Source organism: Demequina mangrovi (assembly GCF_000759715.1).
Taxonomy (GTDB): domain Bacteria; phylum Actinomycetota; class Actinomycetes; order Actinomycetales; family Demequinaceae; genus Demequina; species Demequina mangrovi.
The window spans coordinates 154916-166001 of the sequence record NZ_BBLU01000014.1 but is presented as its reverse complement, the minus strand read 5'-3'; the positions used below and the strand labels follow the sequence as shown (position 1 = coordinate 166001).

8 protein-coding genes and 1 tRNA gene are annotated in these 11086 nt (G+C 71.7%); 1 reads left to right on the top strand and 8 read right to left on the bottom strand.

Annotated features, from left to right (window positions below; all coding sequences use genetic code 11):
- Positions 1–2 precede the first annotated feature (2 nt).
- The 7 genes from TR42_RS11480 to topA form a co-directional block, all read right to left on the bottom strand.
- A tRNA-Thr gene (locus TR42_RS11480) sits at positions 3–75 on the bottom strand.
- 61 nt (positions 76–136) lie between these two features.
- On the bottom strand, positions 137–1684 hold the full coding sequence (locus tag TR42_RS11475; protein ID WP_042215911.1) for an alpha/beta hydrolase: 1548 nt from the start codon (positions 1682–1684) through the stop codon (positions 137–139).
- A gap of 9 nt (positions 1685–1693) precedes the next feature.
- Positions 1694–2842, bottom strand: a complete 1149-nt coding sequence (locus TR42_RS11470) for a DNA polymerase III subunit delta' (RefSeq protein ID WP_042215909.1) — start codon at positions 2840–2842, stop codon at positions 1694–1696.
- Positions 2843–2879: 37 nt separating this feature from the next.
- On the bottom strand, positions 2880–3533 hold the full coding sequence (gene tmk, locus TR42_RS11465) for a dTMP kinase (protein WP_042215907.1): 654 nt from the start codon (positions 3531–3533) through the stop codon (positions 2880–2882).
- Between the two features lie 47 nt (positions 3534–3580).
- Positions 3581–4576 carry a Gfo/Idh/MocA family protein gene (locus TR42_RS11460; RefSeq protein ID WP_042215906.1) on the bottom strand — a complete coding sequence of 332 codons (996 nt, stop codon included), beginning with the start codon at positions 4574–4576 and terminating at the stop codon, positions 3581–3583.
- Positions 4577–4656: 80 nt separating this feature from the next.
- Positions 4657–4881, bottom strand: a complete 225-nt coding sequence (locus TR42_RS11455; RefSeq protein ID WP_042215904.1) for a hypothetical protein — start codon at positions 4879–4881, stop codon at positions 4657–4659.
- Between the two features lie 3 nt (positions 4882–4884).
- A complete protein-coding gene (topA, locus tag TR42_RS11450) occupies positions 4885–7542 on the bottom strand; it encodes a type I DNA topoisomerase (protein ID WP_042215902.1) in 2658 nt (885 codons plus the stop codon).
- 177 nt (positions 7543–7719) lie between these two features.
- Here topA and TR42_RS11445 point away from each other — a divergent pair, with 177 nt between their 5' ends.
- Positions 7720–8574: an inositol monophosphatase family protein gene (locus tag TR42_RS11445; protein ID WP_052406008.1), complete on the top strand. Its 855-nt coding sequence runs from the start codon at positions 7720–7722 to the stop codon at positions 8572–8574.
- Positions 8575–8789: 215 nt separating this feature from the next.
- On the opposite strand, the gene TR42_RS14410 is transcribed toward TR42_RS11445, so the two are convergent.
- On the bottom strand, positions 8790–10994 hold the full coding sequence (locus TR42_RS14410; RefSeq protein ID WP_052406006.1) for a leucine-rich repeat protein: 2205 nt from the start codon (positions 10992–10994) through the stop codon (positions 8790–8792).
- Positions 10995–11086 lie beyond the last annotated feature (92 nt).

The following is an 11086-nucleotide window of genomic DNA, read 5'->3' as shown; positions in this document are numbered from 1 at the left end:
CGAGCCGCCTGTGGGAATCGAACCCACGACCTATTCATTACGAGTGAATCGCTCTGCCGACTGAGCTAAGGCGGCGGTGCGATCCCGAGGGGATCGCGTCCATGCCCCTGAGGGCACGGAAAGACATGATAGCGCCTCAGCAGCGCAATCCTGAAACCGGCATCTCCCCGCCGACGAGGTAGCCGTCGACCGCGTCGATGATGCACTGGTTGGAGCGTCCGTACGCGGTGTGCCCGTCGCCCTCGTAGGTGAGCAGCGTGGACCCCGCGAGCTGCTCGCTGAGCGCCTCGGCCCAGGCGTACGGAGTCGCCGGATCGTCGGTGGTGCCGATGACCAGGATGGGCGCCGCATCGTCCGCGGCCACGAGCTCCGTCACCGTCTCCTTCGCCTGCCACGGCCAGCCGTCGCAGCCGAGCGACGAGGCGAACCACCAGCCGAAGGTCGGGGAGGCCTCCTCGAGGTCGCCGCGGAGCTCGGCGAGCGAGTCGAGCGTGGTGGGCTCAGCGACGGCGCCGTCGAGGCACGAGATCGCGGTGAAGGCCCACATCGAGTTCGAGAGGTACTCCTCGCCGTTGGTGTCCTTGTCGAGGTAGAAGCTCGCCAGCTGCCAGAAGATGTCGGCGGTGCCGCGCGCGAGCACCTCGTCGAGGCCCGCCTGGAGATAGATCCACGAGGCCTCGTCGTACATCGTCACGACCATGCCGTAGACCATGACGTTGCCGTTGACCGTCTCGCCGTCGGGCGTGGGATAGCCCTCGTCGCGCGCGGTCAGCGCGATGTCCTGCACCTGCTGCCGTGCAGCCTCGCGGTCCGAGTCGAGCGGGCACGAGTCCTGCGTGTGGCACCAGTCGATGAAGTTCATCAGCGCGCCCTCGAAGCCCTCGGCCTGGCCGATCGCCATCTCCTCGGACGGGAGCGAGATGTCGACCGCGCCGTCGAGCACCATGCGGCCCACGTTCTCGGGGAACAGCTCGGCGTAGGTCGCGCCCAGCTGCGTGCCGTACGAGTACCCGAGGTAGTAGAGCTCGCTGTCGCCCAGCACCGTCCGGATCACGTCCATGTCGCGCGCCGCCGAAGCGGTGTCGACGTTCTCGACCAGCGGGCCGCTGAGCTCGCGGCAGCGCTCGGCGAAGTCCGCGGTGGTCCGGCGCGCCTCCTCGAGCGCCGCCTCCGAGTCGAGGAAGAGGTCGGTGAGGTAGTACGCGTCGATCTCGTCGGTGTCGCCGCAGGCGAGGGGCGTCGAGTCGCCGGTGCCCCGCGGGTCGAAGCCGACGATGTCGAACGTGCGCACCAGGTCCTCCCCCGCCATCGTCGCGACGGCCTCGGTGAGGTCCTTCCCGCTGGCGCCGGGGCCTCCGGGGTTGATGAGCAGGCTGCCGATGCGCGCGTCCTGGTCGAGCGCGGGCCTCCGGTTGAGCTCGAGGTCGAACGTGTCGCCGTTGGGGTCGCTCCAGTCGACGGGCATCTGGAGGGTCGCGCACTGGAGCCGACCGCACGAGCTCCAGACGGCCTCCTGCTGGTACACCGCCGCCTGGTCGGGCGCGACCACCGCGCCCTGGTCCGCCGTGGAACCTGACCCGGAGCCCGTGTCGGAGGGCTCGATCTCCGTCGGCCCGGCGGTGCAGGCGGCGAGGACGGACGATGCGGCGAGCAGCGCGACGAGCGAGGCGAGGGGGCGTCTCATCCCGCCACCCTAGCGACGCGCGGGCGTCCGGGGGCGGAGCTCGAGCGCCATCGCCTCGAGGGCGAGCAGCGGTGCGACGTTGCCGGCGAGGCGCTCGCGCGCGGTCCCGAGCGCGTCGAGGCAGCGCATCGTGTCCGCCAGCGCGGTGCGCGCGGCGAGGTCGCGGATGTGGCCCTCGTGCGCGACGTTGACCAGGCGCACCGTCGCGCCCGTCTGCACGATGACGACGTCGCGGTAGAGCGACATGAGGTCGGTGATCGCGCGGTCGAACACGTCGCGCTTGTGGCGGGTCGCGCGCCGCTTCTGGTCCTCCTCGAGCTGGCGCAGCTGGGCGCGCAGGGCGGGCGCGATGCGCGTACCGTCCTCGACGCCCAGGGTCGCCATGAGCTGCGCGCGCTCCTCGGCGTCGCGCTCCTCCGTCGCTGCCTTCGCATCGGTCTCGGCGACCTCGACCAGGTCCGCGGCGGCGAAGATCGCGTCGCCCACGCCGCGGATGTCGGTCGCGAGCGCGAGCACCTGATCGCGGCGGGCGCGCGCCTCGGGATCGCGCGCGAGACGGCGGGCGACGCCGATGTGGCTCTGCGCCGCGAGCGCGCACTCGAGGGCGAGGGCGGGGTCGGTGCCGTCGCGCGCGGTGAGCAGGCGCGCGACGTCCTCGGGGTCGGGTGTGCGCAGGCCGACCACGCGGCAGCGGCTGCGGATGGTGACGGCCACGTCCTGCGGGCTGGGCGCGCACAGCACCCAGACGGTGCGCGGCGGCGGCTCCTCGATGGACTTGAGCAGCACGTTCGAGGTGCGCTCCGCCATGCGGTCCGCGTCCTCGACGACGATCACGCGCCATCGTCCCCGGCTCGGCGACGTCGCGGCGAGCGAGATGAGGTCGCGGACCTCGCTGATGGCGATGGTGACCTTCTCCGTCGCGACGAGCGTGACGTCCGCATGGGAGCCCGCGATGGCGGTGGTGCACTCGCGGCACTCCCCGCACCCGCCGCGCTCGCACTGCAGCGCGGCGGCGAAGGCGCGCGCCGCGTAGGAGCGTCCGGAGCCGGGCGGACCGGTGATGAGCCATGCGTGGGTCATCGAGCCGGGGTCGTCGATCGCCGCGCGCAGCGGCCCGACGGGGCGCTCCTGCCCCACCACCTCGTCCCAGACGGTCACGCCGCACCTCCGGCGTGGGCGCGCGGAGCGCGGGCGGTCACGGCGTGCCCCACGGCTCGAGGGGGATGCCGTCGCGGCGGTCCATCGCGGCGGCCACCGCCTCGACCACCGAGGCGTGGACGCTCTCGACCGGACGGGCCGCGTCGATCACGGCGTAGCGGCCGGGGTCGAGCGCCGCGCGCGCAAGGAATCCCTGGCGCATCTCCTCGGACTTCGCGATGGTCTCGCGCTCGACCCGGTCGAGGTCGCGGCTCATGCGCGCGGGGTCGGGGGCCATGTCGAGCACGATGGTGAGGTCGGGAAGCATGCCCTCGGTCGCCCACAGCGAGATGCGCTCGACCTCGTCACCGAGACCGCGCGCGCCGCCCTGGTAGACCACCGACGAGTCGAGGTAGCGGTCCTGCAGCACCACGGTCCCGGCCTCGAGGGCCGGACGCACCTTGGTGCCGATGTGGTGCGCGCGGTCGGCGGCGTAGAGCAGGGCCTCGGCGCGGGGGACGACGTGATCGCCGTGCATGATCGCCTGGCGCAGCTCGATGCCGAGAGGCGTCCCCCCTGGTTCCCGCGTGGTGAGCACGTCGCGCGCGCCGCCCGCGGCCGAGCGGAGGTGTGCCGCGAGCAGATCGACCTGCGTGGTCTTGCCGACGCCGTCGGCTCCCTCGAACACCACCCAGAAGCCCGCGTACGTCATGGGGAGCAATCTACCGGGAGGGTGCGACAGGCCCGCGCCGCATCGTCCTACTGCTCGTTGGGGTAGATGAGCCCGATCTGCGCGCGGACCTCGTCCATGATGTCCATGATCTCGAGCGACTGGTCGAGCGTGAGCAGCGCGCTCTCCTTGTCGCCGGCGTGGATGCGGCGCGCGACCTCGGCGGCCTCGTACTGGAAGCCGTTGGGGACGTCGCCGTCGAAGAACATCTCGGTGCCGTCGTTCCTGGTGAGGGTGAAGGACGTGGGCGTGTAGAAGGTGTCGTGCACCTCGATGCGGCCCTCGGTGCCGCCGATGAGCGCCATGTTGGGCGTGCGCACCTCCATGGTGGTGGTGAGGCTCGCCTGGGCGTGCGCGTAGTCGAAGATCATCGACGTCTGGCCGTCGACGCCCGTCTCGCGCAGGCGGGCGGTGGCGGTGATCTTGTCGGGGACGCCGAGGATGTCGTGGGCGAAGGCGATCGGGTACACGCCGAGGTCGAGCAGGGCTCCTCCCGCGAGCTCGGGGTTCCACATGCGCTCGACGTGGGTGAGGGCCTGGCCGTGGTCGGCCTGGACGGAGATCACGTCGCCGATCTCGCCGCGCGCGATCGCCTCCCGCAGCGCGTGGACGTGCGGCAGGTGCCGGGTCCACATCGCCTCCATGAGGAAGACGTCCTTCGCGCGTGCCGCCGCGACCACCTCGCGCGCCTGCGCGGCGTTCTGGGTGAAGGCCTTCTCGCACAGGACGTGCTTGCCCGCCTCGATCGCGAGCGTCGCGTCGATGTGGTGGCGCGAGTGCGGCGTCGCGACGTAGACGACGTCGATGTCCGGGTCCGCGACCAGGTCCTCGTACGAGCCGTAGGCCTTAGGGATGCCCATCTCGTCGGCGAAGGCCTGGGCACGGCTCTGGTCGCGGGAGCCGACGGCGACCACCTCGGAGGCGGTGTGGCTCGAGACGGCGTCGGCCAGCTTGTGGGCGATGCCGCCGGCGCCGAGGATTCCCCAGCGAACAGCAGGCGCGGACATGGGCATCGGTGCACTCATGGGTTCACCCTAGCGACGATCCAGCTTGCGGCGCCCGGGCGTGCCATCCTCGACACCGCGGGAGGGCGTGAGGGGCCAGGCTAGAGCTCGCCCTTGCGCGGGCCGAAGCGCGCCGCGAGCATGCCGCCCACGAACGCGACGGCCGCGATGATAGGCACGGCGATGTCGAACGAGAAGCCCATCACGGACACGGATCCGGAGTCGACGGTCAGCACGACCGTCCCGAACCCCAGGAGAAGCCCCAGGTAGCCGAGCCACCGCAGGGCGGGGCTCGCGACGGAGTCGGGGGCCTTGCTCTCCGCCATGGCCTACTTCTTCTTCGCGCGGGTGGTGGTCTTCTTCGCGGCGGTGCGACGAGCCGGCTTCTTGGCCGGACCCTTCGCGCGCTTCTCCGCGAGCAGCTCGATCGCACGCTCGGGCGTGACTGACTCGACCGACTCCGACTTGGGGATGGTCACGTTGGTCTCGCCGTCGGTGATGTAGTCGCCGAAGCGACCCGACTTCGCCACGATCGGCTTGCCCGAGGTCGGGTCCTCGCCGAACTCCTTGAGCGGCGGCGTCGCAGCGCGACCGCGGCCGCGCTTGGGCTGCGCGTAGATCGCGAGCGCCTCCTCGAGCGTGATGTCGAGCAGCTGCTGCTCGGACTCGATGGTGCGGGAGTCCGTGCCCTTCTTGAGGTACGGACCGAAGCGGCCGTTCTGCGCCGTGATCTCCTCGTTGGTCGCCGGGTCGACGCCCACGACGCGCGGCAGGCTCATGAGCTTGAGGGCGTCCTCGAGCGTCACGGTCTCGAGGTCCATCGACTTGAACAGGCTCGCCGTCTTGGGACGGCCCTTGGCGTCCTCGGGAAGCACCTCGGTGACGTACGGACCGAAGCGGCCCGCCTTCGCGACGATGTCGAGACCGGACGTGGGGTGCTGGCCCAGGACGCGCTCGTCGCCGCCCTGGTTGGCGATGAGCTCCTCGGCCTTCGCGACCGTGAGCTCGTCGGGGGCGAGCTCCTCGGGGACGGAGGCGGTCTGCTTCTCGCCGTCGACCTCGCGCTCGAGGTACGGGCCGTACTTACCGACGCGCAGCGCGATCCCCGAGCCGATCTCGAACGTCGAGTTGGCACGGGCGTCGATCTCGCCGAGGTCCTCGACCAGGCGCTTGAGGCCCTGCGCGCGGCCCTCGTCGTCGGACGCGCCCGACCCGAAGTAGAACTCGCTCAGCCAGTCCACGCGGGACACCCGGCCGGAAGCGATCTCGTCGAGACCCTCCTCCATGTCCGCGGTGAACGCGTAGTCGATGAGCCACGCGAAGTGGTCCTCGAGCAGGCGGATCATCGCGAAGGCGAGCCACGTCGGCACGAGCGCCTGCTTCTCGACGCGCACGTAGCCCTTGTCGATGATGACGTCGACCATCGCGGCGTACGTCGACGGACGGCCGAGCTTGCGGTCCTCGAGCTCCTTGATCATGGAGCCCTGCGTGTAGCGCGGCGGCGGGGTGGTCGCGTGCGTGAGCGGCTCGATGCCGTCGGCGTCGACCTTCTGACCCTCGGCCAGCACCGGGAGGCGGGACTCCTTCTCGACCTTCTGCTCGTCCTCCTCGTAGCGCGCCTTGTCGCGCGACTCCTCGTAGAGCGCCATGAAGCCGGGGCTGGTGAGGATGGTGCCGGAGGCGGAGAACTCGACCGCGTGGTGCGCGGCCGTGGTCGCGCCGATGCGCACCGTGGACGTGGTGCCCACCGCATCGGCCATCTGGGAGGCGAGCGTGCGCTTCCAGATCATCTCGTACATGCGGAACTCGTCGCCCGTGAGCTCGGCGCGCACCGAGTCAGGGGTGCGGAAGCTGTCGCCCGCGGGGCGGATCGCCTCGTGCGCCTCCTGCGCGTTCGAGTCCTTGGTCGCGTAGACCCGCGGGCTCGCCGCGACGGCGTCGGCGCCGTACAGCGCGGTCGCCTGCTTGCGGGCGGCGCGGATCGCCTCGCCGGACAGGCCCGGCGAGTCGGAACGCATATAGGTGATGTAGCCCTTCTGGTACAGCGCCTGCGCCACGCCCATCGCCTGCCGTGCGCCCAGGCGGAGCTTGCGGCTCGACTCCTGGATCAGCGTCGAGGTGATGAACGGGGCCGCGGGACGGCGCTTGTACGGACGCGAGTCGACGCCGTTGACCGTGAACTTCGCGTCGGCGAGGCCGGCCGCGAGGGCGCCCGCCAGCGCCGCGTGCACGTGGATGACCTTGTCGTTCTTGAGCGCACCGCGGTCGTCGAAGTCCTTGCCCGAGGCGACGCGCTTGCCGTCGACCGAGGTGAGCTTGGCCTCGAAGCTGCGGCCGGCGTCCTTGCCCTCGGTCGCGGTGAAGATGCCCTTGAGGTCCCAGTACTCCGCCGACTGGAACGCCATGCGCTCCCGCTCACGGTCGACCACCAGGCGCAGCGTCACCGACTGCACGCGGCCGGCGGACAGGCCCGACTGGATCTTGCGCCACAGCACGGGCGAGACCTCGTAGCCGTAGAGGCGGTCGAGCAGGCGGCGGGCCTCCTGGGCCTCGACGAGCTCCATGTCGACCTCGCGGGGCTGCTCGAGCGCCCGGGAGATGCCCTCCCGGGTGATCTCGTGGAACGCGAGCCGCTTGACCGGCACCTTGGGCTTGAGGACGTCGAGCAGGTGCCACGCGATGGCCTCGCCCTCGCGGTCCTCATCAGTCGCGAGGTAGAGCTCGTCCGCCTCCTTGAGGCGCTTCTTGATGTCCGCGACGATCTTCTTCTTGTCCGAGTTGACCACGTAGTACGGCTGGAAGCCCGCGTCGATGTCGATCGCGAACTTGCCGATGTCGGTCTTCTTGACCTCGGCCGGAAGGTCCGAGCGCTCCGCGAGATCGCGGATGTGGCCCACCGAGGACACCACGTCGTAGTCGGCGCCCAGGAAGCCGCCGATGGTGCGCGACTTGGTGGGCGACTCGACGATCACGAGCTTGCGGGCCATGGAACCTTCTCTCTGGGCTTAGCGTCCCGGCGGCGTCACCTGCCTGAGACGCACTCAATATACATACGGGGTGCGGCGCCGCCACCGGGACGTGTGGAGGGCCGGATCGTATGAACGTCGGGTGACGCCGCATCGTCCCAGGGCGTTCGCCGAGGTGCCCCGTGGTTCGATGGGCGCATGGAACCCCTGCTCGATGCCTCCCAGCGCGCGGCGGTCGGCGAGGCCATGCGCCGCGTCGCCGACGCCGAGATCCGCCCCCGCTTCCGCGCCCTCGCCGAGGGCGACATCCGCCTCAAGGGCCCGGGCGACTACGTCACCGAGGCGGACGAGTCGGCCGAGCGCGCCCTCACCCCGCTGCTGCGCGAGATCCTCGACGTGCCGGTCGTGGGCGAGGAGGCGACGGCCGCGGATCCCTCGATCGCCGGGCTGCTCGCGACGGAGGGAACCGTGTGGACGGTCGACCCCGTGGACGGCACCGCGAACTTCGTCGCGGGCTCCGACACCTACGCGGTGATGGTCGGACTGGTCGAGGGCGGCGAATCGGTGGGCGGGTGGATCTACCACCCCGAGCACGGGCGCATGTTCGAGGGCCTGCGCGGCGTCGGGGCGTTCCTGGACGGACGGTCGCTCGCGGCGGGCGTCGAGCGGTCCCGCGGGAACGATGCACGTGCGGCGCTCGCGCTCGAGGAGCCCCGCGGCGCGGTGTCGGTGAGGTTCGCGGTCGACTCGGTGCGCGACGGGCTGCTCGCCGCCGAGGCGGAGCTGGGCGGCTACGACGAGCTGCGCATGTGTGCGGGCTTCGACTACGCGGACCTGGTGACGCAGGAGGTCGGCTACCTGGTCTACACGCGCGCCAAGCCATGGGATCACGTGCCCGGCGCCGCGATCGCGGCCGAGGCGGGCTTCACAGTCGGCCGCGTCGACGGCAGCGGCTACCGGCCGGCGATCGAGGACGGGGCTCCGCTGCTCGCGGCCCGCACCGACCGCTGGGAGTCGATCCGCGAGGTGCTCGCCCGCAACCTCGGGCTGTAACCCCCGCCGCGCCGCCGAACGGCGCGGCGACGGTCGGTGCCCCATGGGAGGCGTCGGGGCGGGAGAACCGACGCTCGGCGCCCCATTCCGGAGGGGCCCGAGGCTCGCGGCGCAGGCAGGCGTCGGGGGCGGGCGGCGACGCAGGCAGGCGGCTGGCTCCGGCGGGGTGGCCACCCCGCCGGAGCCGCGCGACCGCCATCTGATCGCGCCGGGGGCTACGGCTGGGTCCGCCGCCCCACGCTGTGCCGCCTGCTCACGATGAGCGCACCGCCGATGGTGAGCAGCGCGAGCGCGCCGGCCACCGCGGGCCAGACCTCGGGAGCACCCGTCGCCGCGAGCACGAGGCCGACCGGGGCCTCGACGTCCGCCTCGGCATCGACAGCGGCGGCCTCGTCAGCCACCTCGTCCAGACCGGCATCGGCGGCAGCGTCGTCCGCAGCAGCGTCGTCGCCGGCCGCATCGTCCGCGGCCTCGTCGTCGCCGGCCGCGTCGTCGGCAGGCGCCTCGTCACCGGGCTCCTCGCCCGCGGGCGGCGCGGCGGCCGTCACCGTGATCGGCTGCCACCCGAAGAGCTCGCCGAACACCGAGTAGATGGCGACCTTGTGCTCGCCCGGCTCGACGGTCTCCGGGACCAGCACCGTCACCGAGTTCTCGCTGAAGCCCGTGATGAGCAGCTCGATCGGCTCGGAGAAGAGGAACACGTCGATGAAGTCGTTCGGATCGAAGTCCTCGGGCAGACCCTCGTCCTCGGCCGGGTCCTCCGGCAGCGTCGGCTCAGGCGCAGGGATCGCCGTCTTCTCCGGAGACGGCACGAGGGTCTTCTCCGTCGCAGGCTCGCTCGGGGCAGGGTCCGGCGTCTCGAGCGGGAGCGGCTCGATGGTCTCGCCCGGGTCGGGCTCCTCGTCGATGACGGTGAGCGTCATCTCCTGGCCAGCCTCGACCGTCGCGGGGGCCACGAAGCAGCACTGCTTCTCCTCGATCAGGTCGTCCTCGCTCGGGGTGTAGTCGCCCGGGACGGGGTCGACGAACACCGGGACGTAGAGCGTGTCCGCGACGACCGGCTCCGCGACATCCGGCGAGAAGCCCGCGAAGACCTTGCCGTCGGGGACCTCCACCGCGGGTACGTCGGTGACCACCGAGCCCTCGCGGATGTTGAACTGCCGCAGCTCGGAACGGAGGCCCGCGTCGAGGTCGAAGGTGACGTCGAAGAGGCACTGCGGGACCATCGTCGTCCCGCCGAACCTGAGGGTCTCGCCGTCGTCGAGCGCGCAGCTCTTCCCGAAGGCGCCGTCGCGGAAGAACACGGTCGGGGTGGCGAGGAGGCCCGCGCCCACGAACATGTTGCCCGCGATGGTCGCGGTGGCCGAGCGGTTGCGGAACTCGACGTCCTCGAGCGCGACGGAGTTGACGAACGTGAACCTCACGAACGCCGACGGGTCTCCCTCGATGAGGACGGACCGCAGGCGCGGCATGTTGCCGAACGCGGTGTCCGCCGCACGCGTGACGGTCGCGGGCACCACGAGCTCGGTCACCTGGCCGAGTCCGGAGAACGCCAGCCCCTCGACCTGCTGCACCGAGGCGAGGTCGAGGCTCGCGACAGCGCCGGCGCCCTCGAAGGCGCGGGCCCCCACGAACCTCACCGAGTTGGGCAGCGTGATCGCCGTGAGCGCGTCGGCGTCGGCGAACGCCCGCCCCTCGATGCGCTGGACGCCCGTGCCGAAGTCGACGCTCACCAGCGCGTCGGCGTTCTTGAACGCGCCCGGGCCGACCGCGAAGAGGGAGTCCGGCAGCACGAGCGACGTGAACTGCGGCGCTCCGGACATCGTCACCTCCGTGGAGAAGGCGCCGACGCGCTCGACGGGGAAGCCGCCGATCTCCGCCGGCACCACCACGTCGGTGCAGCCCGTGATGTCGGAGATGCTCACCGACCCTTCCTGGACCACGAAGGTGTACTCGCAGCCGTCCGCGCCGATGAGCTGCGGGGTGGCCTCCTCGATCACGAACTCCTCGAGCGCGGCCGGCGCGGCGAGCGCCTGGGGCTGCGCCACGAGGACCGGCTGCTCCTCGCCGCCCTCCTCGGCGGCGGGCTCGGGCTCGACGGACTCGGGCGAGTCAGGCGCGGACGCCTCGGGCTCCGGCTCCTCCTCGGCAGTCGGCGCTGCGATGGTCTCGGACGCCGGCGCGACGGCCTCCGCCGATGGAGAGGTCGCGGGCTCGGCGTCGGCCTCCTCGGAGGCAGGCTCGACGGCGGGCTCGACGGGAACCTCGCTCGCCGCTTCGGTGGGAACGGGAGACGATGCCGCGGCACCGGGCTCCTCGGCCAGGGCGGCGGCGCCGCCCAGGACGGGCGCGACGACCAGCAGGCCGGCGACGAGGGTCGCGGCCGCGGCGGAGCGCAGCGGGAAGGTGGTCGGGGACACAGGAAGCTCCTCTTTCGATGGCGTGACCCCGGATGGCGCGGGGCTGCTGCGAACGTACGAGGGAGGATGCCTGCGGACAATGGTGTCCGGAC